Origin of the sequence: Thalassolituus sp. UBA3500, from assembly GCF_002377545.1 — a bacterium.
Lineage (GTDB): Bacteria > Pseudomonadota > Gammaproteobacteria > Pseudomonadales > Oceanobacteraceae > Thalassolituus.
Genome location: NZ_DFQB01000047.1, coordinates 1 through 26,905, shown reverse-complemented (window position 1 = coordinate 26,905; position 26,905 = coordinate 1). Strand labels below are relative to the sequence as shown.

Genomic DNA, 26,905 nt, shown 5'->3' with positions numbered 1-26,905 from the left:
ACTATGCACAGAATTACCCGCCAGTACATAACCAACCGGCCCCTCAGGGTTGCGTCAGTTCCAGCTTAGTGCCGAGATATTTCTCGAGGTCCGGCAGAACGAACGCATCATCCTCTGACACAAAGCTCACAGAGACACCTTTGGCACCTGCACGACCAGTCCGGCCGATCCGGTGAACATAGTCCTCCGGGTCTTCAGGCAAGGTGTAATTAATAACGTGACTGACGCCGTCAACGTGGATACCGCGACCAGCAACGTCGGTTGCAACCATGATATTCACCCGCCCCTCACGGAAGCGCTCCAGCGTGCGGACTCGCTTATCCTGGCTGACCTCGCCAGATAGAAGAACGGCTACATGACCATTTTTGTTCAGTTTATCGCACAGGTTACGGGTCAGGTCCCGACGATTAGCAAAGATAATCAGACGCTCAGGCTTTTCTTCGGTCAGTACCCGTTCAAGCAAGCCATATTTATCGGACTCAGCACAGAGATACAGTTTCTGATCAACACGATCGGTCGTCACCTGCTCTGGCTCAATCTCGACCTTCATCGGATTTGTGGTCCACTGATCAATCAGAATACGCACATCAAAATTGAAGGTTGCTGAATACAGCAGAGTCTGACGATACTCTTTTGGCGGCGTTCCACGGACAATACGCTTCACATCGGGAATGAACCCCATATCCAGCATACGATCGGCTTCATCCAGAACCAGGACTTCAACCTGATCCAGAAAAACGTCCTGACTACGCATAAAGTCAATCAGGCGCCCAGGTGTCGCTACTAACACGTCGACTACATGATCGCGCAGCATTTTGCGTTGGGAGTCGTAATTCATACCACCAACGACAGTCAGTGTATTCAGGCCAGTGTACTTACCCAAGGCATCGGCGTCTTTACCGATTTGCAGCGCCAGTTCGCGCGTTGGAGCAACAATCAGGGCGCGGGGTTCACTGGCAAAACGTTCTTCCGGCTGAACTGTCAGAAGGCGGTTAAAAATCGTCAGCAGAAACGCTGCTGTTTTACCTGTGCCCGTCTGGGCCTGCCCGATCATGTCGCGACCAGTCAAAGCGGCAGGCAGACTCTCGGCCTGAATCGGTGAACAATATTGAAACCCTGATTCATGAATCCCGCGCATGACAGAATCTGGTAGCTGCAGATCATGAAAGCGTGTTTTGCCCTCCTGAGGCTCAACATTGAAGTCAGACAGAGACCATGGTGTTTCTACCGTCTCTTTCTTTTGCTTTCTACTCTGTGCAGCGGACTTATCAGCCCCTGCGTTGCGCGAAGAACCATGACTCTTCGTGTTCTGTGCTGGCTTATTATTCTGAGCCGGGGCCTTTTTCGCAGCAGCGGGCTTCTTTGGTTCCGGCGCCGGCTTTGAGGCGTTGGATTTGAACAGTTTCTTTAACAAACCTATCTCCGTTCAGATATCTTCTGGCACGAACAAGTGCGTACCAAATAGTGTATGGCGATGATAATAATCCAATAGCGCCTCTTTTAATATCTCAGCGCGCGCTGGCAGCCCGTTTTCGAGATACAGAGCTGCCTGAGTCACCACCGCCGCACGAAAGTTTTGTCGCCCTTGCTCTACAGAGACCGGGTCGCCATCGAGATTATCAGTACTGATATGAAATTTTCGGCCACAGGCCTCAGACAGTATCCACTCGAGCGCCTGGGGCTTCACTTCAACCTGTTCAAACTCCCGCTGTCGCTCGGCTGAGCGACCGTCCGGCTCATACCAGTAACCATAATCGACAAGCTTGCGCCTTTCAGGGCCTGCGATGCACCAATGAGCGATCTCATGCAGTGCTGACTCGTAAAACCCATGCGCAAATATCACTCGGTGATAGGCGACTTCGGTGTCAGCCGGAAGGTATTCAGGCTCACCGCTACCAGACACCAGGCGTGTATTCTCAGCATCGCTGAAGATCCGGTCGAAAATAGCGATCAAATCTGCCGGGATCAGCGGGACAGAGTGTGATTGTTTTAGCGGGTTCATTTTCTTTCTGTTATTCGATATCAAGCGCAGGCACAATAGCGTCGCCTGTCAATTATACGGTTCAACCTCAGTTTCGCCATGTCTACCGCACAGCAAGCTCCGCTCCAGCATAAACAAACATCAGATCTCAAAGCGATTCTGAAACTGACTGGCCCAATTCTGCTCACCCAGCTGGCACAGGTGGGAATGGGGACCATCGACACCGTGATGTCGGGCTATGTCAGTACACGGGATCTCGCGGCCGTTGCCATCGGCAGTGCAGTCTGGACACCGATTTGGCTGTTTCTTGCAGGCGTTCTTGTCGCCCTATCACCCGCCATCGCCAAAGCACGCTCAGGACTTGCTTCCTCACCAGCGATACAGGCGCTGCTTGCATCCGGTATTTCATTAGGGCTGATCACCGGTGCACTCCTCGGCAGCATAACAGCAGGCATAGCGTTCGCCCTGCCATACTGGATTGCCGATGCGCATACCGCAATAACGGCAAAATACTATCTGCTTGCCATCGCTGTCGCGATGCCGGTTTCCGGCATTTTCCTGGCACTCAGATTTCATGCAGAGGCGGTGGATCAGGCGCACCACGTCACGCGTATCATGCTGACGGGACTGCTACTTAACATCCCAGTGAATGCGGCTCTGATCTACGGCTGGGGACCTCTCCCGGAACTGGGCGGCATTGGGTGCGGTATCGGAAGTGCGATCGTCGTATGTTTTATGACATGGGCTTTGCAATGGGATTGCCGACGCTATCGCAGCGAACAAAGCATCCGCATGATGGCTGTCTATCAATCCTCGGTCATATCCCATGTAAAAAGCCTGAGTCGTGTCGGTCTTCCTATTGGCGTCGCTATTTTCTTCGAAGTCAGTCTGTTTACCGTGATTGCCCTGTTTCTGACGGACCTGGGTCCGGTCGTCGTCGCTGGACATCAGGTAGCACTCAATGTCTCGTCAGTGACCTTTATGTTGCCTCTGAGCCTCGGCATGGCCCTGACCGTCAGGGTTGGCCACTACATCGGCGAACAAAACAGAGAATCCGTAAATTCGCTCAACCCAGCGCGCCAATGCGCCTGGTTGGGTGTAAAGATCAATCTGCTCCTGGCGTTGTTTAATGCTGCGGTGATTCTTTCGGGAGCGGGCCTGATCGCCAATCTCTACTCGCCCGATCCAGCCGTTGTCTCAATCGGTACCGCCCTGCTCATTTACGCCGCTATATTTCAGATTCCTGACGCGATTCAGATCGCTGCAGCTGGGGCACTCAGGGCGTATGAAGATACCTTCGTGGTCATGTTAATTACCTTTCTTTCTTACTGGGTCATTGGTTTTGGTACCGGCTGGTATCTGGCCTATGGCCTCAGCGAGCCTATGGGCGCCGCTGGATTCTGGATAGGCCTGATCGCTGGTCTGAGCTGCGCAGCTATTTGCTTACTTTTAAGACTTCGTATTGTCAGTCACCGCTATCCCGACATACCCACTGTGTGACATGGCGACAAACTGGCCCATATCGCCCGCTCCGTGAGGCCGGAACCGACTTGTTCAGCGCGGGGATTACTGTGCTACCATCTGGCCGTCAAAAGTTACAGAAACCCGCACAGGTAATTCACCATGAATGTAGCCAATCCAGACGTGGCGTATGAAGTCAGTATCAATCCGGCGACGCTTGAAGAAATCGGTCGTCTGCCACTGACAACTCAGGAAGAGTTCACCACGGTATTTGATCGCGCGCGCGATGCTCAGAAAATCTGGGCACAAACGTCCTATAAAGAGCGTGCATCTTACGTATTAAAAATGGCGGATTACATTCGTGATAACGCAGATGAACTAGCCAGCATTATCAGCCAGGACAACGGTAAACTGAAAATCGATGCACTGAATACCGAAGTTATTCCGTCGATCATGAGCTGTACCTGGTACGCGAAAAATGCACCTAAGGTGCTGAAAGACGAGCTGCTTCCTCCCGCATCTATGATGTTCTTCAATAAATGGTCGAAGCGGGTTTTCCAACCTATTGGTGTTCTCGGCATCATTAGCCCATGGAACTACCCATTCAGCATTCCGTTCGGTGAACTTGTTATGGGCTTAATGGCAGGTAACGCGGTTGTTCTCAAAGTTGCCGCTCAGACTCCAATGGTCGGCGAAGCTATCGAGCGCGTCGTAAAAGCGTCTGGCTTACCGGATGGCCTGTTTACTCATGTGGTTGGTTCGGGCTCTAAAGTCCTGTCCTCAATGCTTGAAAACGGCGCCGATAAAATATTCTTCACCGGCTCAACCTTTGCAGGTAAGCAGGTCATGAAGTCGTGTGCAGAATACCTCGTGCCTTGTAGCCTCGAGCTGGGCGGTAACGATGCCATGGTCGTACTCGAAGATGCCCCTATCGAACGTGCTGTTAATGGCGGCATGTGGGCTGCGTATCAGAACGCTGGGCAGTCGTGTGGTGGCGTAAAGCGTGTTTATGTTCATGAAAAAGTCTACGACGACTTTATCAAAATGGCGGTCGCTAAAACCAAGGCTCTGCGTCACGGCAATAATGGCCACGATGCGGACATGGGCTCAGTAACGACAGAAAAACAGTTCCAGCAGCTTGAAAAAGAACTTCAGATGGCACTGGATAACGGCGCTCAGATCGCCGCACAGTCACAAGCAGTTGGTGAACAAAAAGGGTATTTCTTCCCGGCCACACTGCTGACGAACGTAACGTCCGACATGGAATTTATGCAGGACGAGATCTTCGGCCCATTTATGCCCGTCGTTAAAGTCCGCTCCGAAGCAGAAGCGATTGAACTGGCTAATAAATCACAGTACGGTCTCACAGCTTCTGTCTGGACACGCAACAACGCTCATGGCAAAAAAGTCGCTAAGCAGCTTCATGCCGGTGCAGTGACCGTCAACGATCACTTGTACACCCACGGTTTGAGCAATACAGAATGGGGCGGCCCAAAAGAATCAGGCATCGGTCGCACGCACGGCGCACTCGGGCTGCTTGAGGTGGCTGAATCAAAAATTGTGAACTGGGATATTTTACCGACCCTCAGTAAAAACAACGCTTGGTGGTTCCCGTTTGATGAGGCGTCGTACAACACGATGCTAAAAATGACCGCTTATGCCAAGCCGCGCTCGGCGTTCGAGTGGATCGGTTTAAATCTGACCGTTATTCCTAAGGTCATGAAGAAAATGATGAGCAGCTGGAAAGTCGATAACGACCGGTAACCCAGCAAGTCACCTGAAATAGAAAAGCCCCGCACTGCGGGGCTTTTTTTATGCGGATCAGTTTGCGTCCATACGGAAACACTTCAGCTGTTCAGCGAGGTCTTCCGCGAGGCGTTCAACGTTTTCAGAAGTGCCTCGCAACATATCTGAAATGTGCTTATGACCATCAGCGGATTCCGCCACCCTCGCCAGATTGCTATCCATTTCGGCAGCCACCTGTTCCTGCTGTGTAACACTTGCTGCTACCTGATGATTGATATCTTTCACCAATGTCATATTGGTTGAAATTCCAGCGAGCTGTTCTTCCGTTGTATTCACCTCATCCGCACAGGCTTTTGTCTCGTTAGCACTCAACTGCATAGCGCGAACAGAGTCATTCGCGACCTGCGTTATGGTTTCAATCACGTCTTTAATTTCGCTGGTAGCCACTCCCGTCCGTTGGGCCAGTGTGCGTACTTCGTCCGCAACCACGGCAAACCCACGGCCGGACTCGCCTGCACGTGCCGCTTCAATCGCGGCATTCAGAGCGAGAAGATTCGTCTGTTCGGAAATGCTCTCAATAACCTCAGCGACATTTGAAATCTGCTCGGCGGATGCATTCATCTGAGTTATAGCGATCGATGCACCTTCCAACTGATTCAGTACCGTATAAACCCGCTTACGCACCGCTGAAACCGAATTCGCACCGTTAGACGCAGCATCCGTAACCTCAGTCATTCGTTTCGCAGCATCGCGTGCATTACCCGCAAGCACCTGAGTCGTCTGAACCATTTCCGTCATCGCTACTGACAATTGATCCAGCTCACGGGACTGGGTATCGGAACCAGCACTGACCTCGGACGTCGAACGCGCGACAATGTCTGCTTCTCTGTTCAAACGATCACTGTCTTCGCGAATACGGCTTAATAATTCTGACAGACGCGAGCGCATTTTATTAATGGCCGTAGAAATACGATCAAATTCTGGAACGCCAGAACGCTCACAATGAAACGAGAGATCGCCCTCTGCGAGATTGGCCATTGTTTCTTCAATTCTGCGAATGGGCTTCGAAATTGCCGCCGTTATATATCGTGAACAGATCAACATAAAGCTCCCCCAGATAAGGAGAGAAAGCAGAGTCCAGCTTCCCCGACCCCAGATAGCGGCTTGTATATCGTCTATATACTCACCCGTACCGATATACAAATCTGAACCAGCAACTGGTGTGATCGCACTGAGTTTACTCACTGGCTCGTCGGCCCCTGGGCGTGGCCATTTATAATTAACGAATCCGGTATTGCCCTCTGCGACCGCTTTTTTCATCTCACGGAACAGATAAACCCCATCAGGGTCGCGCACCTTAGACACAGAGGTATCATTGAGCACGGGTTTAAACGGATGCATTTTCATAATTAACTGTTCGTTAATCACGAAAAAATATTCCTCACCGTGGTAGCGCGAGCCATTAAGTGCCGAGAGGCCATCCTTGAGGCTACCACCATTGCTGAGCAACTCACTAAGCAGACTAGCCTGCGATTCAACTAAAGCCGACAACTGCTGCTTTTTCTCATCCACCAGCTGGCTCTGATACTGGTGAAAATCAATGGCCATAAAAATAACACCCATGAGAAATACAGCTGACAGCATTATCCATAAACGCTGACGAATACTCAGGCGATCGCCCTGCATAGTCACTCCACTATTGATCGTTATGTCATCAGGATTGACTATAGAATGCCGCTCGCAGGCTTCCAGATTAATTATCCGACCAGGCCTAATTGCTCTTGCTGGGCCTGGCAAAGGTGCTTAAAGTGGATAGATTTGAAATAGATAACGGTATAACTAAGTAACTTTACGACGCCACTGCGCCACCAGCTTCCGATCAGGAATGAGGTCCGCCAGTGCGATAGTCAGATCCCGAAGGCCCTCGGTACGGGCCGCGACCTCTAGCGAACCCAGGACACGATCCCAGTCGCCGGTGATTGCTTCGTCAAAGAAAGTATCCCGCAAGCTGGATTCAAACCCGTATAGTTCAAGATCACGCATCGACAACCATGAGCGGGCGCGCTGTACCTCTGTTGTACGTGATTCCTCATCGGTCATCAGATCAAGGACAGTGCGCAGTTGATCGAACTTCCCCTCTTTGAGAAGAGCGCCAACCTGAGGCTCTACAGAGAACGGCAAATGATCTTTTAAGAAGTGCCTGATTCCCGCTATCGACAGGTTGTTCTGCTCACGCGCGACTTCCTCGCCGAGATGGTATAAGAGCAACAAGGGAACCGTCCGGATCTGACAAGCAGATACCCATTCCGGCGACTCCTCCGAGCGAACCTGAACAATGGAACAACGAGAATCCAGCGAGGGCTTGAGCAACAACAGGAGCTGCTCCACCGCACGGCAAGGCGCGCAATGTTCACCGGTTACTTCGACCAGAAACCAGTGGTCGCGTGACTGTGACTCAGCCATCAGTTGCTCAGCGGTCAACACCCGGAAAGGCACGGCTACTCCCAATAATCGGTTACAATTGAAAAGCCATGTATGATAACGCTGGCTGCCCGTGATTGGGTAGCTGAGAAAAGCCCCCTATTTCAGAGCCATGAAACAATGTCAGTCACTCTCGACCCAGATGCTCCTGGTCGCAAAAAAACGTTATTGGTTTCAGTACTGATCCTTATTTGGCTGGCAGGCTCTCTATTTGGCCTGTGGTGGTTTCAGCAGCAGTCTCTTCGCCCCTTCGTCAAAGCTGATGCTCCACCTGAGGCGCGCAATCCAGACAAGGTTGAACAAGGTCTGAAAGCGCTACTGCAAAGGGTATCTGCTGAATATCCACTTAGCGCAGACGCTCCGGTCACAGTCGTTCATCTGTGGAACCCGGATTGTTTGTGCAATAACGTCAGTGCCCGACATACACGAGCCATCATTGAACAATGGCCAGAGGACAAAGAGGTGCGTTTTATTATTCTTGCACCAGCAACGCTGCCGGAAAGCCGCCTGTCAGAAGCGCGCAAACTCAACCCTAACGCTCTGGTCGTGAAAGCGTCTGGTGCTGATCAATTACCTTTGACCGCCAGCCCGGGTCTGGCGGTCCTGAATCAGGACGCCAGACTGGCTTACTTTGGCGCTTATGGGTTCGGTGCACTGTGCAGCCTCTCCGACGAAGCCCTGTTTACTAATATGATTGAGCGCCTGCTCGCTGGCGAGTCATACGGGCCTTTTCTTAACATTGCCGGCAGCGGCTGTTTCTGTGCCTGGCCGAACCCGGCGCAATTGCCGGTTAAGTAACTGAAGCTGACGAGTCAGATTTTTCTCGGCTCTTTCCAACACTGGCTCTTCGTCTGATTTGTAGACCTGAATCAGAGCGCATCGCGCTATATGACACTGATCTGCTAGCAAAGGGTACGCCCTCTCAATGTCGGCCAATAGTGAAAGAGGAGCGGTTCCCTCGGCCACCGTAATTCCTTTTTTATCCGCAGTGTTGCGCAACTCAGACCAACCGAGGATCAAACGCGTTCGTTTCTCTGGCCGCTGCTGCCACCACTGCCAGAGAGCACCAATGACGAACAGACCCGCAATAGAACCGGCGATGACATACAAACCGTCGACGAGAGCATCGATCCCAAACCACCGAGACAGAAGCCCTTTCTGTCTTTCACCGTCGTAGGCCAATACCCAACGACTCCATTGGTAGTTAATATTATCCAATAGCAGGCGAAGACTGTTCACCCATCCAATATCAGCATATCTGTGTGGAGATAGCGGGCTTTCCTCCAGAAACGTATCCTCCTCAAGCAAGGCTCGCTGCAGGCCATACTCAATACGGTCAGGCGCTACCGCAGAGGTTGGATCCACCCGGAACCACTGCTCGCCATCCCAGAGTTCTACCCATGCGTGAGCATCGTATTGCCTGACTGTCAGATAACCGTCCGGGTGCCACTCTCCCCCTTGATATCCAGCTACGACCCGCGATGGAATACCCGCGGCCCGCGCCGCAAATGCCATCGCCGACGCGTAATGCTCACAAAAACCTCTGCGCCCTGAAAATAGAAACTGATCAATATCATCGCCGCTATAGCGAGGCGGTTTAAGTGTGTAATAAAAGGGGTTTTCTCTAACGTATTGGAGAAAAACCTCCGCAAACTGACGGGCTTCTGCAGGCTGTTGAACGGCCCACTCGCGAATCATCGGATTAACACCATCCGGAAGCGCGAGATAAAGATCGGGAGCGGCTCTCCGTTCAGAATCAAACGCCGGACCAATGATGGGATTAACCGGCGCCGTTGCGTCGTACCTGATACGTTGATAAACGGGCCGCTCATACCTCAGCAATCGAGTTGCCGTCAGCTCGATATCTGCATCACGACTGGCAGACCCCGCCAGTGAAAAAAGATACGCCTGCCCGGTTGGTTCCTGTATTACTTCGTAGCGATAGGCTGCTTCATCAGTCAGCGCAGGCATAGGCAACTGAGCAGCATCTAACACTGATTTATCCCAGCCATCCCCATCATGCTCATCGAGCGTCATTGCTCTCCAGTACAGTTCATTACGGGATGGCTTATCACCATCGAAGGTTACTCTGAATGCGACGTCAGAAGACTGGCTAAGCTCCGAAATATCGCCTGGCTGCAGTCGTTCAGACAGACCGGTCAAAGCAGAGTCAGACTGAAGTGCGACACTCCATAAAGGCCCAAGGCGGGGAAACAGAAAATAAACGATCAGCATAAACGGCAAAGCCGTCAATAAAAGTTTCGCAGTCACACCGAACACAGGCACCTGCGAAGCGAGGCCGGTTCTGGTCGCAGCCTGAGTCGCAACCATCGCTGCACATGCTAATACCAGGGTCGCAATGCCATGAAGGCTGTACAGGATACTCTGATGAAAAAGAAACCCAGATGCTTGAATAAATAGAGCAATGAAAACGACAACAATCCCATCACGCCTTGTCGCCAGTTCAAGAAGTTTCAGTACGCCTGCGGAAATAAGAAAGGCACTGCTGCCCTCGAGCGATATTTGCCCACCACTTAAGGTGTAGACACCCACACAGGCAAGAATAACCGTGATGAGTTTTGCAAAGCGCCCCGGAAATGAAAGATGCCCGGTATACACCAACCAACGCCAGCCGAGAACAAAGGCCACCATAAGGTATAGCCATATTGGCAAGTAGCTTAAGTGCGGCAACAGTGAACTTAATACGGCCAACACCTGAAGCAGTAATGCCTTTCTTGGAAGAGCAACTGCGATCACTATTCAGTCCCCCAGACAGCCAGCGCCGTCAGGCAGCGATGACGATGCTCATTGCCCGTGCCGGCTGGTATTTCTACGCCTGGTATCGACAAACCATACTTCCAACCCAAGGCCTCAGCTTGATCGACCCATGAGGCCAGCCTGGAAAGTCGTACCTCGGGCTCAAGCCCCGTAAGACTCCCCCAATCCAGTTGACACATTACGCCTTGTTCCTGCTCGCGCTCGAACGACTTGGGTGATCCACTTCGTGCGGTATGCTTCCATGAAATCTGGTTCAGACTGTCCCCTCGCCCGTACTCACGAATGCCCGATATATCGTCCTGGCCTATCAATGCCAACGTTGAGCCCTCAAGCTCATCACCGTCACCTACAGACAAGTGCACCGGCGTATACTCTGGCTTCGGGTATATGACCACATCAAAATCCAACGCAACCCAACTCCATGCGCGAAATAAACCGAATGGGTATTCCGTTTCGATTCTTATTCGGCGTAACGGCAGGCGCCCTCGTTTACGGGTCTGCCGAGCGATAGCGACGTCGAGGGATTCCCCCGGAGACAGTGTGAAGTCCTGCTCGGTCTCTCCCGGATACCCTACAGTAATGGCAACGGACCAGTGTTTGGCGGAAGAGACGTTAAGCGGCAACTGGAGGCTCTCCCCTGCATAGCAAGGCTCCACCTTGCCAGCAGACATCTCAAGGCCCGACAGATTACGGAACGTCAGCCAGATCGTGCCGTGCCCAAGACTGACCAGCCAGAACGTCAGCCCATAAATCAATGAATTCTGATAATTGATGGCGGTGAGCAGCATCGCCAGAAGCAGACCAGCAAAAGCCCACCCCGTTCGCGACGGAAGAATGAAAACATTCTTGTGAGACAAAGCCAGCCGCGATACGGGGGGAATTCTGCGATTCAGCCAAGACTGAAACAGTCGCCTGCCCCACCCATCCTTATCTGACTTTAATCGTTTGACCATATCAGGCTAAGGCTGCGACATTTTCAAGAATATGCCGTGCAGCACCCGGCTTGAGGCGGTGATCGACAACCGGTGCCAGTACCGCCTGCACGTCTTCGGGAATCAGGAAACTACGACCATCAATGACAGCCCAGGCCTTGGCCGCACGCAGCAGGGCAATTCCGGCCCGTGGTGAGAGTCCGTGAGTGAAGCGTGTGTCATTGCGGCTGAACGCCAGAATGCGCTGCAGATAATCCAGAACAGCGGACGAGGCCTTTACCCCGTCGACGGCCTGACGAAGCCCTGCAAGGGCCTCTGGACTGATGACGGCTTGAAGCTCATCCACCAGGTGACGACGACTCACGCCCTCAAGTAATTCCCGCTCTGCACGCGCGTCCGGATAGCCAAGGCTAAGACACATAAGGAAACGATCAAGCTGAGACTCAGGCAATGGGAAGGTTCCCCCCTGTGACGAAGGGTTCTGAGTCGCAATGACGAAGAATGGTTCGGGAAGCTTTCGGGTTTGTCCCTCAACCGTCACTTGTCGCTCTTCCATGGCCTCAAGAAGCGCGCTCTGAGATTTAGCCGTCGCGCGATTAATCTCGTCAGCCAGAACGACCTGAGCAAATACCGGCCCCTGATGAAACCGGAAGGCCCCCTCGCCTGAGTCAGGGCTCTTTTCAAAGATGCTCACGCCAATAATGTCTGCTGGAAGAAGGTCGCTGGTGAACTGAATCCGGCTGTATTTGAGTCCAAACACCTGAGCCAGAGCATGCGATAACGTGGTTTTCCCCATCCCCGGTAAGTCTTCAATCAACAAATGTCCGTCTGCAAGGAGGCAGCACATAGACAATTTTAACTGTTGATTCTTGCCGAGTATTACGTTCGAAAGACTGGATAACGCCCCTTCAATGGCAGACATGCAAAAACCTCTGGAAATTAGAGCACTAAGAGTATCTGACACTCAGACTGTTTTTAAGTGCTTAGCTAACGACAATATCGGGAAACGTTCCGAAAAACAGACACTGCGCACATAAAAACAGCCGCAAAAATCACTCACGGATGGATCACTCTTGCCAGTCGCACCTTCATTCAGGCAGGCTATGGGCCATCTTGAGCCAGACATCCATAGGACGAATACAGACAGGTGTCTGACTCGGTATAATTGCATTCAATCTGAGTAAACTGGGTATACAAAAAGGACGTTGAATGAAGAACCCTCGAATACTCCCGGCATTCTGCTTATTTTTTCTATTGGTGGCTGGACCAGGCATCGCAGATACAACGAATAAGATCCGGACTCACCAGACTCTCGAAGCGGCTGTTCTCAATCAGAACCTGCCCCTTGAGAAGCGAGTCAAGGCACTCAAAACACTACTCAGCGATGAGATGACCGACGGCCGCCTACCGCGAACGTTCTGCATCTGGGACCCGATTGGTAAAGCAGGCCCAATAGCAACGGCGGCGAAAGATCAGGTGCTGCGTTCACTTCACTATGGCATGCAATTGACCATCGACGTCTACCAGAATGAACAGGAAATGGTCGATGCCTTTGTGAGCAAAGAGGCCTGTGACGCCATTCTTGTGCGTGGCGCGACGGCACAACGCTTCAACCGTTTTCTTGCCACCACAGAAGCGCCCGGCGCCCTTCCCGACAGACAACACCTGCAACTCCTGGCTCAAGTACTGGCTAAACCAGAAATTGCTGAGCACATGACCAATACCCAATACACCGCACTCGGCCTGGTCACTCTTGGATACAGCCGCCTTTACGCCGATTCGGCCGACAAAGCATCACTCAGCTCTTTGGATGGAAAATCGGTATCCGTTGCAAATACCGATACCGGCTTTATTCGCCTGGTGGATACTCTTCGCGGCCGAACCCGCACCGGCGATATGCCAGCAACAGTACAGACGTTTACCAATGATCTTACCGAACTTATGGTTGCTCCAGATATCAGCTATCTGGCAATGGCCAACGGCCGCACAGGAAGTGAGACACGCGGGCTATCGATGCCTCTGGGGCAGTCGACACTGCAGTTAATTGGTCATACTGATCGTTTTCCGCCGGGCCTGGCGCAGATTCTACGTGAAGACTTTCTATTTAAATTCAACAGCTACGCGCGGGTGCTCGACAAAGAACTGGGTAATATACCGGCGAGCTTCTGGATAAATCCATCGCCGGAGGATCTTACGACGCTCAGTGAAAGTGCTCAAAAAGTTCGCCTGAGTTTGCGCAGCGAAGGCTACTATGATCCCGTTATGTTGAGACTGGCGCGTAAAATTCGCTGCCGCTTTTCTCCGGGAGACAGCGAGTGTACGAATCCGGTCGAATAGCGTCAGACAGCAATAAAAAAGGCTGCAATTAGCAGCCTTTTGTCTGATCCATCAGCGTGTAATGGAAATTAAAGAGCATCCAGTCCACGTGCGAGATCCCGCTTAATATCTTCCACACTTTCAAGCCCGACGGATACGCGCAACAAGGCCTGAGAAATCCCAGCTTCATCGCGTTGCTCATCCGACAAACGTCCATGCGTCGTTGTTCCAGGATGCGTGATTGTCGTTTTCGTATCACCCAGGTTGGCGGTAATTGAAATCATGCGTGTTGCATCGACAACTTTCCAGGCTTCCTCACGACCGCCTTTTACCTCAAACGACAATACACCGCCAAATAAACGCTGCTGGCTCTTTGCAAGTTCGTACTGAGGGTGATCAGGCAAGCCACAATAATTCACTTTCGCGACTTTCGGATGATTTGCCAGCCACTCAGCAAGTGCCAGCGCATTTTCGCTATGCGCTTTCATGCGCAGCGATAACGTTTCTAATCCCTTCAGGAATACCCATGCATTAAAGGGGCTCATCGTAGGGCCTGCAGATCTGAGCACGCCGATAACGGGTTCAATTAACTCGTGTGAGCCAATCACCGCACCACCAAGACACCGCCCCTGGCCATCGATGTATTTCGTTGCTGAGTGCACAACAAGATCGGCACCTAATGCCAGAGGAAGCTGGGCAGCAGGTGTACAAAAACAGTTGTCTACGGCAAACAAGGCTCCGGCTGATTTTGCGATTTCCGAAATTGCACGGAGATCGGCAACTTCCGTCAACGGGTTGGATGGCGACTCAAGGAACAGTAATTTGGTATTTTCCTGAACAGCATTCTGCCAAGCCGAAAGATCCAGTAAATCAACGTAGGTAATATCCACGTTGAATTTACGTAGAAATTTCTCCAGCAGAACCGTCGTCGAGCCAAACACCGCGCGGGAGCAGATCATGTGGTCGCCAGCCTGCAGGTGGGCGATGCACAGAGCATAAATAGCTGCCATTCCTGAGGCAGTTGCTGCGCAGGCCTCCCCGCCTTCGAGAGCGGCAAGACGTTCCTCAAACGTTCTTACCGTTGGGTTGGTATAACGGGAGTAAACATTACCGTCCCGATCACCGCCGAAGGTCGCTGCCGCTTCGGCCGCAGAAGAAAACACATAACTACTCGTCGGGAAAATCGCTTCCCCATGCTCACCTTCCGGCGAGCGCATCTGGCCAGCACGGACTGCCAGAGTATCGAACTCTGCATCCGTCAGGTCAGATTGGTAGCGCTCTGGCCAATCAGGTAAGTCTGCCATTGTCTTCAGGCCTCTTTCTGGTTGTGCAGATCAATCGCTTCATTATCGATAACCTGCAATGTTTTGTTTGCGTCGCTACGTAATTCATTCAAGCGGCGGAAATATTCATCGTTGATGTCTTTGGTGACGTATTCACCATTAAACACGGAGCAGTCGAACGCTTTAGCATCGGTTGTCGCGCCCTCAAGACAAGCCTCTACCAGGTCTTCGATATCCTGATAAACGAGCCAGTCTGCACCAATGGCTCTTGCAATTTCTTCCGTTGACCGGTCGTGGGCGATGAATTCTTCTTTCGCCGGCATATCAATGCCATACACATTCGGGAAACGAACCGCAGGGGCTGCCGAAGCGAAATACACATTTTTCGCGCCCGCCTCCCGTGCCATCTCAATAATCTGTTCGCACGTGGTACCACGCACAATAGAGTCATCGACAAGAAGTACGTTTTTACCGCGAAATTCCAGGTCAAGCGCATTGAGCTTCTGCTTAACCGACTTCTTGCGCAGCTGCTGACCTGGCATGATGAAGGTACGACCGATGTAGCGGTTTTTCATAAAGCCTTCGCGATATTTCACACCGAGATGATTCGCCAACTCCAATGCCGAAGAACGACTGGTGTCAGGAATCGGGATCACGACATCAATATCGTGATCAGGATGCTCACGCATAATTTTATCAGCGAGTTTCTCGCCCATGCGCAGGCGGGCTTTATAAACGGCGATGCCATCAATGATTGAATCCGGACGCGCAAAATAAACATGCTCAAAGATACATGGCGTCAGTTCTGTCTGCTCAGCGCACTGTTCTGTGAACAGCTGTCCATCTTCAGTAAAAATAACGCATTCGCCTGGCGCAATATCTCGGTCCAGTTTGAAATCCTGCGCATCAAGTGCAACGGACTCTGACGCAACCATGTACTCCGGCCCTTTTTCCGTATCACGGTGGCCAAATACAGCAGGACGAATTCCGTGAGGATCACGGAAAGCCACAATGCCGTAACCGGTAATCATAGCGACCACAGCATAACCGCCGCGAATACGCTCATGCACTTTACGCACGGCTTTAAAGATAACTTCCGGGGACGGTTTCAGCTGACGCTGTTCCTGCAACTCATGCGCGAAAATATTCAGCAGAACTTCAGAGTCTGATGTGGTGTTGATATGGCGCAGATCTTCACGGTAAATATCTTCCGCCAACTGCTCTGTGTTCGTCAAATTACCGTTGTGCGCAAGCGTGATCCCGTACGGCGAGTTCACGTAGAAGGGTTGAGCCTCGGCCGAGCTGGAGCTACCTGCCGTTGGGTATCGGACATGACCGATACCTATATTCCCCAACAGCCGCTGCATGTGGCGGGTTCTGAACACATCACGAACAAGACCGTTGTCCTTACGCAGACAAAGCTTGTTGCCGTAGCTGGTCACAATTCCTGCGGCATCCTGACCACGATGCTGAAGCACCGTCAAAGCATCATAGATTGCCTGGTTAACATGGGACTTACCAACTACACCCACTATTCCGCACATGCGCGTATTACCTCAAACAAGCGAAGTTTATTAAGCTGCCAACACCTGACTCACCGCAGAAGGCAGCGTTTTACGCGCCCAGTCCGCCAGCGTTTCAAGATATGGAATAATTGTCGATTCCTGCCACCAGAGATCCTGCTGAGGAATCCCTGTCAGCTGAGCTCCGTACACCAGGGCAACAACGATGATGACACCCCGCAGGATGCCAAAGACCATGCCAAATACCCGGTCGGTACCACTCAAGCCAGTGGCTTTCACCAGTTGAGCCACCAGAAAATTTACCATAGCCAAAACGACCAGAGTCGCAACAAACAAGATACCAAAAGCGACCATCCACCGAACACTGTTTGTCGCAATACTGTCTTCAAGAAGAGTAGCGAGATTGCCGCTGAAATAGCGAGCAACGAGAAAGGCAACCAGCCAGGACACGAGAGACAGGGCTTCTTTAACAAAACCACGCACCAGGCTGATCAGGCCTGAGACGCCGATGATACCCAGGATCACCCAGTCGATTATGGTCATTTACTGCCCCGGCAGGAAAAGAAAGCGCGCAGTATACCAGAGCCTGCGCGCTATAAAAGAATTGACAATTGCAGCGCGTCAGCTCTCTGCTTTGTATCGACGCAGATAGGCTTCAGAGATATCGCCCCGCTGCTTCAGCTGGCGCTGTATTCTCTCGGCATCTGCTCTGCGCAGCTCAGGCCCAACGTACACCCGGGTGATCTTTTCCTGCTGAAATTCCTGAACGTAGGCTTTGTAACCATCGTGACGTAACAGGTCTCGAAACCGATAGGCGTTGTCTCTCTGCCCAAACGCACCAACCTGTAACGTCCAGGCATACGGAATGTTATCCTGATCCAGTTTCGTCTGATCCGCTGGCACGCCCGGCACAGGGGTATCATCCCGGTCCACAACGTCTACCTGAGGCATAGATATATCCGCCGTTGCTTCACCGGAAGCCAGAGCCTCAACATCTTTTCTTACCTGACGTTCGTATTCTTCGGTCGCCCACCGTTCTGTATCTGGCATCGCAGGGGCATCTGACTCAAGAAGAATATGGGTACGCGAACCATCCAATACAATGGGCGCAACGACCAGAATCGCAGTCACTGTCAGCCATGCACCTAAAATTCGCTTTTTTAAATGGAGTTCCATTTACCCTCTCCGGCTTTAAGCCATTCAGCGGCGGCCTCAACCGTATGAAATGATCCGGCAACCAAGGTTGTCCCCGTTGCTGGAATTGACTCCAGCGCGGCACTCATAGTTTCAAAGCTTTGATCGACTGTAAATCCTGCCGCGCGACTTTTTGCTCCCAGCTCCTCCCGGTCAAGTCCACGCCAGCCAGTGAGAGTCACGACGTAAAGACGTTTGAACGGGGGCAGCGCCTCTAGCACGCCCGCGACGTCTTTATCACTCAGCATCCCGAGTACGAGGCAGTCCAGCTCTTCGATGTGGTGACGCAGATAGGCGGCCGCCTGAGGGTTGTGTGCCACATCAAGCACTACCTTAGCAGAACCATCGCTCCAGCTCTGCCAACGACCCGGGACTCGAAGGCCCGATACTGTTTCTGACAAAACGTCAGACGGAGGTAGTTGATCAATAAGCGCCAGCACCTGTATAGCGGTCGCCACATTATGATGAGGGATATGATATTCAGCCAGAGTGACGGTACGAGGCTCATTGTTAGCCGTATAGCTCACGATGAGCTGCTGCTCAGACTCAGCCACATCAAACATATCACCGCGTGCCGCAAAATATCCGCCAAGGTTCTTAACCGTTGCCAGCGCCCGCGCGGGTGCATCTGGCTGGCCGCAGACCAGCCACTTTCCTGCGCGTGCGATGCTGCACTTTTCATAGGCAATTTCATCGACGGTGTTACCCAGCCAGTCTTGATGATCGAGCCCGATACTGGTCACCACCGATATATCAGGATCAACGACATTCACAGCATCGAGCCGACCACCCAGGCCGATTTCAAGAACAACCGCGTCAAGCGATTGCTGTTTAAAATGCCAAAGTGCCGCCAGCGTACCGAACTCAAAGTATGTCAGAGTGATATCGTCACGCGCACGCTCAACCGCTTCAAACGATCGACACAGATTGGCATCTGAGATATCAGCACCATCAACTGATACCCGCTCGTTGTAGCGGTGAATATGAGGAGAGTTGTACATACCGATTCGTTTACCCTGCTTTCGGAGCAGCGCAGCAATTAACGCAGAGGTCGTACCTTTACCGTTTGTTCCACCGACCAGAATGACCAGAGGCGCCGGTTTTATACAGTCCAGGCGAGCCGCAACACGGGCAACACGTTCAAGACCAAGATCGATACCAGAGGGGTGAATGGCTTCGAGATATCGAAGCCATTCATCAGGGGAGCTATAGCGCATCAAACAGTTCCAGAGGGATCAGGCTTCCGCGGCGGCATTCGCATCCATCGCCTCGCGCATACTGCCTGCGAGACCAGAGACGTCTTTTATCGCTTGAGCCGGACTATCAGCCTGATCAGCAATACGACTCACCAGCGCACTACCAACGATGACGCCGTCACAGACCTCTGAAACCCTAGCAGCAGCTTCAGCGTTCTGAATGCCAAAACCAACACACAGAGGCGCATTAACGTGCTGACGGATACGGTCAAGATTCCGTTCGACATCGTCAACATCGATTGCAGCCGATCCGGTTACACCTCGTAGCGACACGTAGTACACGTATCCACGACCAACTTCACCAATGGTTTTAATACGCTTTTCTGTGCTGGTCGGAGCAAGCAGGTAGATAAAGTCGAGCCCCGCTTCCTCAAACATTGAATCGACGCTTCGCGCCTCTTCCGGCGGCATATCCACCACCAGTACGCCATCAACACCGGCAGCTGACGCTTGCTCGACAAACTCAGGATATCCCATGGCCTCTAGCGGGTTCAGGTACCCCATCAGCACGACCGCCGTATCTTTATCGGTCTTGCGGAATTCAGCAACCATACCCAGAACATCACGCAGGGACGTACCGTGTTTAAGAGATCGTTCACAGGCCAGCTGGATGGTTGGGCCATCCGCCATCGGGTCAGAAAAAGGAACACCCAGTTCAATAACATCCGCACCTGCTTCAACCAGGGCGTGCATCATTGGTACAGTGGTGGCTTTATCCGGGTCACCCGCAGTTATATATGGAATCAGCGCCTTTTTGCCCTCTTCGGCGAGACGCTCAAACGTTTTTGTAATTCGGCTCATGTCTTTCACTCTACTTGTAGCCGGTATCTGTTTCCGGATACCGTCAATCCGTGGATAAGCTGAAACATCCATTTAAGCCGTTGCGACAGGTACAACCGCCACTCCGGCTATGTCTGCTCCTGCAGTTCTACGCTCCTTGTGGGCCTTTAACAGCCTTACAACTTCACAACAAGAAATTGCCGCGCATGAGGTAGATAGCAAAAAGCAGGCACAAATGGATGACATGGAACTGACTGATGGATCTTAAACGGCCAAAGCCAACAAATAAACGATATCCATCAGTCAAACTCCAGCTTATGCAGTTACACCATCCATTTCTGCAATGGTGTGTATGTCTTTATCGCCACGCCCCGACAGATTTACGACGATAACTTTGTCTTTATCCATAGTCGCCGCCAATTTCATGGCATAGGCAATCGCATGTGAGCTCTCCAATGCGGGCATAATCCCCTCAAGGCGAGTCAGTTTATGGAAGGCAGCAATTGCCTCATCATCCGTCGCAGCGACGTACTTCGCACGACCGACGTCTTTTAACCAGCTGTGCTCTGGCCCCACGCCCGGATAATCGAGACCAGCCGAGACTGAGTGTGTACCCATGATCTGTCCGTTTTCGTCTTCCATCAGGTAAGTACGGTTCCCATGCAGTACGCCGGGCTTACCTTTACTCAGGGGTGCCGCATGGTCGTCTCCCTGAAGTCCCAGACCACCGGCTTCGACACCGTACATTTCGACTTCTGGGTATTTGATGTAAGGGTGGAACATACCAATGGCATTAGACCCACCGCCCACACATGCAACCACAGCGTCAGGCTGACGACCTATCTGTTCGTCACACTGGCGCTGAGTCTCACGACCAATAATGCTTTGAAAATCACGTACCAACATTGGGTATGGGTGTGGACCCGCAGCGGTACCAATGATGTAGAAAGTATCATCAACGTTGGTCACCCAGTGGCGCATGGCCTCGTTCATGGCGTCCTTCAACGTTTTAGTACCACAGGTCACTGATTCAACCTCAGCACCAAGCAGCTTCATTCGATAGACATTAAGCTTCTGTCGCTCGACGTCAGTCGAGCCCATAAACACCTTACACTCAAGGCCAAAGCGGGCTGCGACAGTGGCCGAAGCGACACCGTGCTGGCCTGCTCCGGTTTCAGCGATCACTTTTTTCTTGCCCATAAACTTGGCGAGCAAGGCTTGGCCGATGGTGTTGTTTACTTTGTGCGCGCCCGTGTGGTTCAGGTCTTCACGCTTCAGATAAATCTTCGCACCACCACACTCCTCAGTCAGGCGCTCAGCGAAATAGAGCGGTGATGGGCGGCCAACATAATGAGCCAACTCTTTATCGAATTCCGCCTGGAACTCTGGGTCATTACGCAGCTTTTCGTAGGTTTCCTGAAGCTCGTCCAATGCGGCTGTCAGGGTTTCAGAGACAAAGCGTCCCCCAAAAATACCAAAATGGCCATTGGCATCTGGCATTTCAACATTGAAGTCAGTTGCTTGCTTCTCGGTAGTGTTGATCGACACGATACACCTCGTTCACAAATTCTTCGATTTTGCGGTGATCCTTGATGCCTTTAGAGGCTTCGACACCTCCACTGATATCAACAGCGAAAGGACGAATCTGAGTTATCGCAGATGCGACGTTGTCAGGCTCAAGGCCACCGGCAAGAATAATGGGCTTAGGTGGAGTTTCGGGTATCAGTGACCAGTCAAAGGTCTCTCCTGTACCACCCGGAACTCCGGGTTTATAGCTGTCTAGGAGAATTGCCAGTGCGCCAGGGAAGCGCATGCACGACGCCACCACATCCGACGCTTGCCGGACACGGAGGGCTTTGATGTAGGGGCGTTTGAACTGTCGACAAAAGTCGTCATCTTCATCACCATGGAATTGGATAAGGTCAATTCTAACGCTATCAAGTACTCTTTGCACCTCTTCGACGGTAGGATTTACAAAGAGAGCAGTTACACTGACAAAAGCCGGTACGTTGCCGACTGCGTCTACAGCCTGAGCAACATCGACTGCACGTGGGCTAGGCGGATAGAAAACCAAACCAAGTGCATCAGCGCCCGCCTCAACAGCGGCATCTGCATCTTCAGCACGTGTAATTCCACAAATTTTGATCCTGGTGCGGCGCATAACAACTCGTTCAGTCTGTTAAAACACCCGATGATACCAGAAGCGCAATCGTGCCCTTAGCAGAAACCATTCAACATTCTGTATAAGACACTTCTTCTGACAATACGACCGGTAGTTGAGTTTCCAGTCGTAAGAAAAGATATGGCGTTGTTTCAACGTCGGTGACCGAACAGTCCGACTCCGGGTAGGTATAACGTAACTCAGCCGTCACGATACCCTCCTCTTCGTACACATCACTGACAGCAATAGCGTAACCACCTGTACTGCGAGTACCCATGTCAATCAGGAGTAGCTGGAACACATCGAAATCCACGTCCTGCGCCGTACTGTCATCAGAGGCATAATTCAGCAAGGCATCCTCATAACTCGCTTGATCAGGCAAGAAGCGCACCTGACGCTCATGTGTGGCACCGGTTCCGTTATTCGTTCCTTGATGCAACGCCAGTCGCGCAACATCAGTCCTGACAGGGGTATCCCGATCACCAAAGCCATCACCGTCATCCTCCGGGCCCCAGTCGCCACCACAGGACGCCAACACCAACGACAACACCGTCATGACCAGAAACCGCGGAAAACCTACTTGCATTACCTGACTCTCTCCTAAGCGTTAACGATCAAACAGGGGCTGTAACAATGCAGGCCCCCATGGCTGACACGGCAATTCAAACTGCTCTGGGTATTTCACCCCGACGAAATACAGCCCGCCACCTGGCGCGGTGATTCCTGCTTTCGAGCGATCTTTAAGCGCGAGAACCTCTTTCATCCAATCAGGAGATTTATGGCCCTCCCCGATCGGTAATAACACACCAACAATATTACGCACCATGTGGTACAGGAAAGCACTGCACTCAAGTTCTACGACCAGTATACGGTCAAAACGTTTCACGGAGATGGCATGCATCTCTTTTACCGGAGACTTCGCCTGACAGTCCTTCGCTCTGAAGGATGTAAAGTCGTGTGTCCCCACCAGGTGCTGGGCTGCTTCATGCATACGCTCAGCATCAAGGGGATACTTCCACCAGGTTAACTGATCGTGCATCAGTGCCATACGGGATGGATTATCGTAAATCAGATAGCGGTAACGACGCGCCTGAGCCTTGTACCGCGCATGAAAATCCCCACCGACTTCTCCCACCCATTGCAGGGCAACACCATCAGGAAGGTGTGTATTCACGCCCATCATCCAGCCATAGTCTTTGCGATAAGCGTTCGTATCGAAGTGAATTACCTGACGAGTGGCGTGCACACCGGTGTCAGTACGACCGGCACATGAGACACTGACAGGGTGGTTGGCTACAACAGAAATGGCCGCTTCGAGAGCGGCCTGAACGGTGGGTTCATCGTGATGTTTCTGACGTTGCCAGCCATGAAAACAGGCACCGTTATACTCGACCACCGCCGCGTAGCGACGGTAGCCATCTTCTAAGTCAGTCATGCGTTCAGGCGAGCTTATCCATCAGGTCTTTCGCTTCCTGCTTCTGAGCGTCATTACCTTCCTGGACAACTTCCTGCAGAAGTTCTTTCGCACCATCGACATCTTCCATGTCGACGTAGGCACGCGCCAGGTCAAGTTTCGTTGCACACTCATCAGTACCGGCAAGGAAGTCAAACTCGTCATCCGCTGCAGCTAGCTCATCAAGATCGATACCCCCGATCAGATCACTGCCAGCCGCCAGATCATCATCACTGGACATGAGAGCTTCAAGGTCTTCTGAAACACTGTCATCCGACAGATCATCTTCATCTGACGTTGCGACAAACGCGTCCTCATCAACTGAACCAGCCTTTTCATCAGACGACTCAGCCAGCTCTGTGGCTTCTGAATTCTCATCTACCACGTCTTCAGTTGACGTTTCTTCAACCACACCATCCTGAGTTGAGTCTGATACTTCAACCTCAGCAGACTCTTCAGTGTCGAAAGTCAGCTCCGGAAGGTCGTCATCCGACTCATCGGCACTGTCGGCCAAGTCCGCAGCTAAGTGAGAATCTAAGTCTGCTTCCGGCTCCTCATCAAGATCGAGCAAGTCATCCAGCGCTTCATTGGTCTTAGAAGGTGACGCTTCATCAACTTCAAAATCCAGTGACAAATCATTATCTGCATCAGCCAACTCACCAGAAACCGGTGAATCAGCTGGGCCCTTGACACTTTCGGCTGAATCAACGAGCTCGTCTGCATCAAGATCAAAATCATCAACACTGAAGTCAATCGCAGAAGAGGATTCCGCAGGAAGCTCAGCGGTAATATCTTCGAGATCCGCAGAAAGATCATCACCTGACTCAATATCAAAAGAAGGTAACTCACCAGCATCGTCCAGTGACGCCAGGTCATCCGTTTCTGCTGCCAGTTCGTCTTCTGCCAGTTCAGAAGGAGCCGCAGCGGAGAGTTCGTCATCATCGCCCATGTCGAAATTAAGAAGGTCATCATCCAGCTCTGGCGCGTCATCTTCGAGGGACATATCTACGCCCTCTTTTTCCGCGTCAAAGTCCGAAGACTCATCCAGTTTCAGATCAGGCACTTCTTCAAGCTGAGCACCAATGCCATCATCTTCAGGCGTTGCATCATCACCAAAGTCGAGTGCCGCACCGAAGTCCATACCACCTTCAAACTCGTCTTCGGCCGATTCATCAATCGAAGGCAACTCACCGTCAAGACTTAATGCATCTGCTTCATCAGCGCGGATTTCTGGCTCAATCGGGTTAGACAGCTGCTGTCTGAACTCAGCAGCCTCTGCATTTGCAGCGGTATCACCAATCGCAATCAGGTTGGCCTCTGCCTCAGCAAACGCCTCGGCATCATCCAGGGACGAGAGTACTTCAAGCTGCTTTAAACGAAGATCCGTACGTTCTGGCTCTGCAGCGATTGCTCCTTTCAGAAGCTCAATCGCCTGATCGAACTTACCATAGGCGATGTAAATATCAGACTCACTGATGGCATCTTCTGTCTGGCCGACAGTCTCATATTCACCATCAGCATCTTCGTATGCGTCCAGGTCGATATCAGAGAGATCAGACTCGATATTGCTATCCAGCTCTTCATCACCCAGATCGAAATTACCGAAACCAGCATCATTTGCTTCAGAAGACAGGTTGTCATCGAAATCTGGCAGATCGGAATTATCAGGAAGATCAAGCTCAGTGTTATCAGGCGCCATAGCCGCGGCTTCAGCAGCATTCAGTTCTGCCTCGGCTTCTGCAACGGCGTCTTCTTCTTTCCGCGCCTTCAGCTTCATTATCGCGTAAACAAGCGTTAGCAACAGGCCTGCTGCAATGGCAAAGTACGGATACGGGATCGCCATGATCTTATCGGCGATACTCTTGTCTGATTCAGCTGCAGAACGACGAGCTTCAGCAGCCGCTCGTTCAGTCATGGCCTTCTGCTCTGCGGTTTGAACCGGAGCAGCCTGCTCAGACTCAGCCGCTGCGCCTTCGCTGTAGTTGTAATCGGTACCTTCGGCCACTGCGCCAGTTTCACTTTCAGGCGTTGCATCTTCAGTCGCGGTCGCCTCTTCGTCAGATACTGCTTCCTGCTCTGCGACAGGCGCGCCTGCTTCAGCCTCTTCAGTTTGGGCAGCAGGTTCTGCTGGGCTTTCATCCGGGACGTCTGCATTCGGTTCTTCACCGGTTACAGCGGCATTTGAATCTGCGATCGGTGCTGCTGCTTCAGGGGCAGACTCGGTTCCTGCCTGCATACTGGCCAGCTGATCATTCTGCAGTGTGATCAAGCGTTCCATTTTAGCAAGCTGTTCTTCAAGCGCATTCAGACGTTCGACCAGTTCCTGATTCTCACGCTGACTCTTATCAAGGTTCTCGAGAGCGATCGCAAGATCTGTTTCAGCGGCACCCGCAGCACCCGCTTTACCGGCGACGCTACCACCCGACTGATTCGAATCACCCGTTGCTTCGGAAGCAAGGAGGCGAACTTCACCATTGCCAGTGGATTTACGAGGACCGGAGGTATCGGTATTGCGGCCGGTCGCGTCAATCTGAGCAACCCCTGCCTTGAGTTCGCGGTTCTGACGTACCACTTCAGCAACAGCTTCACGGTTGTTTACCGTTTCGATGATGGACGCGTCAGGGATATCAAGAACAGTATGGGTTTTCAGACGGTTGATATTGCCATTAATGAACGCGCCAGGGTTAACGTCCTGCAAAGCAATCATCATTTGTTGTGGAGTCACAGACGCATCAGGGCGAGTCGCTAAAGCGATTTCCCAGAGGGTATCGTTCGGCTGGACTTTATAAGTACCAGGCGCAGCGGGCGTCTGCCAATTGTTTGAACGCTTAGGAGCCGGCGTAGGCTGAGGGCGCGCTTCAGGCGCTGTCGCCGTTGCCTGAGACTGAACAGAGCCAGCAGGCACTGCAACCAATGGTTGAACTCGCCCTTCTTCGAATACTGGAGGATCAAGAAGAACGGTGTATTCGCGAAGCACACGACCAGCAGGCCAGTTGAGCTCTACGAGAAAATTCAGAAAAGGTTCATTCACCGGATCACGAGTGGTGATCAGAATGCGGTCACCATTGACCGAAAATTTCATCTGCGTCAGGAATTGATAACGATCAATACCTGCACGTTCGAAGTCGGCCGCACTGGCAAGTTTCGGTTTTATTTCCGAGCTGGTCAGACCTTGCGTATCAATAAGCTTGATCTCTGCGCTCAGGGGCTGATTCAGTGCAGAGTCCAGTTCCATCTCACCCAGGCCCAACGCCAGAATATGAGATGATAAGGACATTCCCCCAGCCAACAGAATGCTTTTAGCAAGTAGGCGCTTCATTATTGCTTCCTTGTTGTCGTTCGCGACGATGTATCGCAGGTTTTCGAAAAACCGCTTTCTTTTTAGATGATCCTGACCCAGCTTACTTATAGATTCCGTTCATAAGCGATTCGTAGTATCAAATATAAAGTCAGCTAACGCAATATTTTGCCCGGTTTGCAGGGGATAAAAGCGTGACGTATGAAACACTTAGAGCATTTTTCTATCAGCCACCATGAAAAAAGCGGGGCAAATGCCCCGC

The 26,905-nt window shown here is 51.9% G+C and carries 22 protein-coding genes; 4 read left to right on the top strand and 18 right to left on the bottom strand.

All coding sequences use genetic code 11. From position 1 onward, the window contains the following. Positions 1 to 43: 43 nt before the first annotated feature. Both rhlB and B2R29_RS11995 read right to left on the bottom strand, forming a co-directional pair. The gene (gene rhlB / locus B2R29_RS12000) at positions 44 to 1,414 is read right to left on the bottom strand and encodes an ATP-dependent RNA helicase RhlB (RefSeq protein WP_374047295.1); all 1,371 of its coding nucleotides are present in this window, start codon (positions 1,412 to 1,414) and stop codon (positions 44 to 46) included. Positions 1,415 to 1,426: 12 nt separating this feature from the next. Then, positions 1,427 to 2,002, bottom strand: a complete 576-nt coding sequence (locus B2R29_RS11995) for an elongation factor P hydroxylase (protein WP_301181278.1) — start codon at positions 2,000 to 2,002, stop codon at positions 1,427 to 1,429. Positions 2,003 to 2,080: 78 nt separating this feature from the next. On the opposite strand from B2R29_RS11995, the gene B2R29_RS11990 reads away from it, so the two are divergent. Further along, a complete protein-coding gene (locus B2R29_RS11990; protein WP_301181277.1) occupies positions 2,081 to 3,481 on the top strand; it encodes an MATE family efflux transporter in 1,401 nt (466 codons plus the stop codon). A 123-nt stretch (positions 3,482 to 3,604) separates the two neighbouring features. Continuing rightward, positions 3,605 to 5,206, top strand: coding sequence for an aldehyde dehydrogenase family protein (locus B2R29_RS11985; RefSeq protein WP_301181276.1), 1,602 nt, complete (start codon positions 3,605 to 3,607; stop codon positions 5,204 to 5,206). A 57-nt stretch (positions 5,207 to 5,263) separates the two neighbouring features. On the opposite strand, the gene B2R29_RS11980 is transcribed toward B2R29_RS11985, so the two are convergent. Then, on the bottom strand, positions 5,264 to 6,874 hold the full coding sequence (locus tag B2R29_RS11980; protein WP_301181275.1) for a methyl-accepting chemotaxis protein: 1,611 nt from the start codon (positions 6,872 to 6,874) through the stop codon (positions 5,264 to 5,266). A gap of 153 nt (positions 6,875 to 7,027) precedes the next feature. Continuing rightward, entirely contained in the window at positions 7,028 to 7,672 is a 645-nt protein-coding gene (locus B2R29_RS11975) for a thioredoxin family protein (protein WP_301181307.1), read from the bottom strand. Between the two features lie 51 nt (positions 7,673 to 7,723). On the opposite strand from B2R29_RS11975, the gene B2R29_RS11970 reads away from it, so the two are divergent. Then, positions 7,724 to 8,467, top strand: a complete 744-nt coding sequence (locus tag B2R29_RS11970) for a DUF6436 domain-containing protein (protein ID WP_301181274.1) — start codon at positions 7,724 to 7,726, stop codon at positions 8,465 to 8,467. On the opposite strand, the gene B2R29_RS11965 is transcribed toward B2R29_RS11970, so the two are convergent. The 3 genes from B2R29_RS11965 to B2R29_RS11955 form a co-directional block, all read right to left on the bottom strand. Next, entirely contained in the window at positions 8,387 to 10,426 is a 2,040-nt protein-coding gene (locus tag B2R29_RS11965) for a DUF3488 and transglutaminase-like domain-containing protein (RefSeq protein WP_301181273.1), read from the bottom strand. The genes B2R29_RS11970 and B2R29_RS11965 overlap by 81 nt on opposite strands. Continuing rightward, positions 10,426 to 11,304: a DUF58 domain-containing protein gene (locus B2R29_RS11960; protein ID WP_301181272.1), complete on the bottom strand. Its 879-nt coding sequence runs from the start codon at positions 11,302 to 11,304 to the stop codon at positions 10,426 to 10,428. Before B2R29_RS11960 ends, B2R29_RS11965 begins: the two co-directional genes overlap by 1 nt. A gap of 97 nt (positions 11,305 to 11,401) precedes the next feature. Next, complete coding sequence (locus B2R29_RS11955; RefSeq protein ID WP_301181271.1) at positions 11,402 to 12,301, bottom strand: AAA family ATPase; 900 nt, start codon at positions 12,299 to 12,301, stop codon at positions 11,402 to 11,404. A gap of 287 nt (positions 12,302 to 12,588) precedes the next feature. On the opposite strand from B2R29_RS11955, the gene B2R29_RS11950 reads away from it, so the two are divergent. After that, positions 12,589 to 13,716, top strand: coding sequence for a putative solute-binding protein (locus tag B2R29_RS11950; RefSeq protein ID WP_301181270.1), 1,128 nt, complete (start codon positions 12,589 to 12,591; stop codon positions 13,714 to 13,716). A gap of 68 nt (positions 13,717 to 13,784) precedes the next feature. Here the strand turns inward: B2R29_RS11950 and B2R29_RS11945 are convergent, their stop codons facing one another. The 11 genes from B2R29_RS11945 to B2R29_RS11895 form a co-directional block, all read right to left on the bottom strand. Continuing rightward, entirely contained in the window at positions 13,785 to 14,999 is a 1,215-nt protein-coding gene (locus B2R29_RS11945) for an O-succinylhomoserine sulfhydrylase (protein WP_301181269.1), read from the bottom strand. 5 nt (positions 15,000 to 15,004) lie between these two features. Further along, complete coding sequence (purF, locus tag B2R29_RS11940) at positions 15,005 to 16,522, bottom strand: amidophosphoribosyltransferase (protein WP_301181268.1); 1,518 nt, start codon at positions 16,520 to 16,522, stop codon at positions 15,005 to 15,007. 30 nt (positions 16,523 to 16,552) lie between these two features. Continuing rightward, positions 16,553 to 17,044, bottom strand: coding sequence for a CvpA family protein (locus B2R29_RS11935; RefSeq protein ID WP_301181267.1), 492 nt, complete (start codon positions 17,042 to 17,044; stop codon positions 16,553 to 16,555). 78 nt (positions 17,045 to 17,122) lie between these two features. Then, positions 17,123 to 17,677, bottom strand: coding sequence for an SPOR domain-containing protein (locus B2R29_RS11930; protein WP_301181266.1), 555 nt, complete (start codon positions 17,675 to 17,677; stop codon positions 17,123 to 17,125). Beyond that, the gene (gene folC, locus B2R29_RS11925) at positions 17,662 to 18,912 is read right to left on the bottom strand and encodes a bifunctional tetrahydrofolate synthase/dihydrofolate synthase (RefSeq protein ID WP_301181265.1); all 1,251 of its coding nucleotides are present in this window, start codon (positions 18,910 to 18,912) and stop codon (positions 17,662 to 17,664) included. Before folC ends, B2R29_RS11930 begins: the two co-directional genes overlap by 16 nt. An 18-nt stretch (positions 18,913 to 18,930) precedes the next feature. Beyond that, positions 18,931 to 19,752, bottom strand: coding sequence for a tryptophan synthase subunit alpha (trpA, locus tag B2R29_RS11920; protein ID WP_301181264.1), 822 nt, complete (start codon positions 19,750 to 19,752; stop codon positions 18,931 to 18,933). A 294-nt stretch (positions 19,753 to 20,046) separates the two neighbouring features. Next, complete coding sequence (gene trpB / locus B2R29_RS11915; RefSeq protein ID WP_301181306.1) at positions 20,047 to 21,231, bottom strand: tryptophan synthase subunit beta; 1,185 nt, start codon at positions 21,229 to 21,231, stop codon at positions 20,047 to 20,049. A gap of 13 nt (positions 21,232 to 21,244) precedes the next feature. Then, on the bottom strand, positions 21,245 to 21,892 hold the full coding sequence (locus B2R29_RS11910; protein ID WP_301181262.1) for a phosphoribosylanthranilate isomerase: 648 nt from the start codon (positions 21,890 to 21,892) through the stop codon (positions 21,245 to 21,247). A 70-nt stretch (positions 21,893 to 21,962) separates the two neighbouring features. Then, on the bottom strand, positions 21,963 to 22,478 hold the full coding sequence (locus tag B2R29_RS11905; RefSeq protein ID WP_301181261.1) for a protease complex subunit PrcB family protein: 516 nt from the start codon (positions 22,476 to 22,478) through the stop codon (positions 21,963 to 21,965). Positions 22,479 to 22,499: 21 nt separating this feature from the next. Continuing rightward, positions 22,500 to 23,327: a tRNA pseudouridine(38-40) synthase TruA gene (truA, locus tag B2R29_RS11900; protein ID WP_301181260.1), complete on the bottom strand. Its 828-nt coding sequence runs from the start codon at positions 23,325 to 23,327 to the stop codon at positions 22,500 to 22,502. 4 nt (positions 23,328 to 23,331) lie between these two features. Further along, on the bottom strand, positions 23,332 to 26,664 hold the full coding sequence (locus B2R29_RS11895; protein ID WP_301181259.1) for a FimV/HubP family polar landmark protein: 3,333 nt from the start codon (positions 26,662 to 26,664) through the stop codon (positions 23,332 to 23,334). Positions 26,665 to 26,905: the final 241 nt, after the last annotated feature.

Excerpts from the sequence above, each read along its gene's own strand:
- B2R29_RS11980 (WP_301181275.1), bottom strand. The coding sequence starts at position 6,874 with ATGCAGGGCGATCGCCTGAGTATTCGTCAGCGTTTATGGATAATGCTG.
- B2R29_RS11910 (WP_301181262.1), bottom strand. The coding sequence starts at position 21,892 with ATGCGCCGCACCAGGATCAAAATTTGTGGAATTACACGTGCTGAAGAT.
- purF (WP_301181268.1), bottom strand. The coding sequence starts at position 16,522 with ATGTGCGGAATAGTGGGTGTAGTTGGTAAGTCCCATGTTAACCAGGCA.
- truA (WP_301181260.1), bottom strand. The coding sequence starts at position 23,327 with ATGACTGACTTAGAAGATGGCTACCGTCGCTACGCGGCGGTGGTCGAG.
- B2R29_RS11945 (WP_301181269.1), bottom strand. The coding sequence starts at position 14,999 with ATGGCAGACTTACCTGATTGGCCAGAGCGCTACCAATCTGACCTGACG.
- B2R29_RS11935 (WP_301181267.1), bottom strand. The coding sequence starts at position 17,044 with ATGACCATAATCGACTGGGTGATCCTGGGTATCATCGGCGTCTCAGGC.
- B2R29_RS11950 (WP_301181270.1), top strand. The coding sequence starts at position 12,589 with ATGAAGAACCCTCGAATACTCCCGGCATTCTGCTTATTTTTTCTATTG.
- B2R29_RS11970 (WP_301181274.1), top strand. The coding sequence starts at position 7,724 with ATGATAACGCTGGCTGCCCGTGATTGGGTAGCTGAGAAAAGCCCCCTA.
- trpA (WP_301181264.1), bottom strand. The coding sequence starts at position 19,752 with ATGAGCCGAATTACAAAAACGTTTGAGCGTCTCGCCGAAGAGGGCAAA.
- trpB (WP_301181306.1), bottom strand. The coding sequence starts at position 21,231 with ATGCCAGATGCCAATGGCCATTTTGGTATTTTTGGGGGACGCTTTGTC.
- B2R29_RS11895 (WP_301181259.1), bottom strand. The coding sequence starts at position 26,664 with ATGAAGCGCCTACTTGCTAAAAGCATTCTGTTGGCTGGGGGAATGTCC.
- B2R29_RS11985 (WP_301181276.1), top strand. The coding sequence starts at position 3,605 with ATGAATGTAGCCAATCCAGACGTGGCGTATGAAGTCAGTATCAATCCG.
- B2R29_RS11955 (WP_301181271.1), bottom strand. The coding sequence starts at position 12,301 with ATGTCTGCCATTGAAGGGGCGTTATCCAGTCTTTCGAACGTAATACTC.
- B2R29_RS11990 (WP_301181277.1), top strand. The coding sequence starts at position 2,081 with ATGTCTACCGCACAGCAAGCTCCGCTCCAGCATAAACAAACATCAGAT.
- B2R29_RS11930 (WP_301181266.1), bottom strand. The coding sequence starts at position 17,677 with ATGGAACTCCATTTAAAAAAGCGAATTTTAGGTGCATGGCTGACAGTG.
- B2R29_RS11905 (WP_301181261.1), bottom strand. The coding sequence starts at position 22,478 with ATGCAAGTAGGTTTTCCGCGGTTTCTGGTCATGACGGTGTTGTCGTTG.
- folC (WP_301181265.1), bottom strand. The coding sequence starts at position 18,912 with ATGCGCTATAGCTCCCCTGATGAATGGCTTCGATATCTCGAAGCCATT.
- B2R29_RS11995 (WP_301181278.1), bottom strand. The coding sequence starts at position 2,002 with ATGAACCCGCTAAAACAATCACACTCTGTCCCGCTGATCCCGGCAGAT.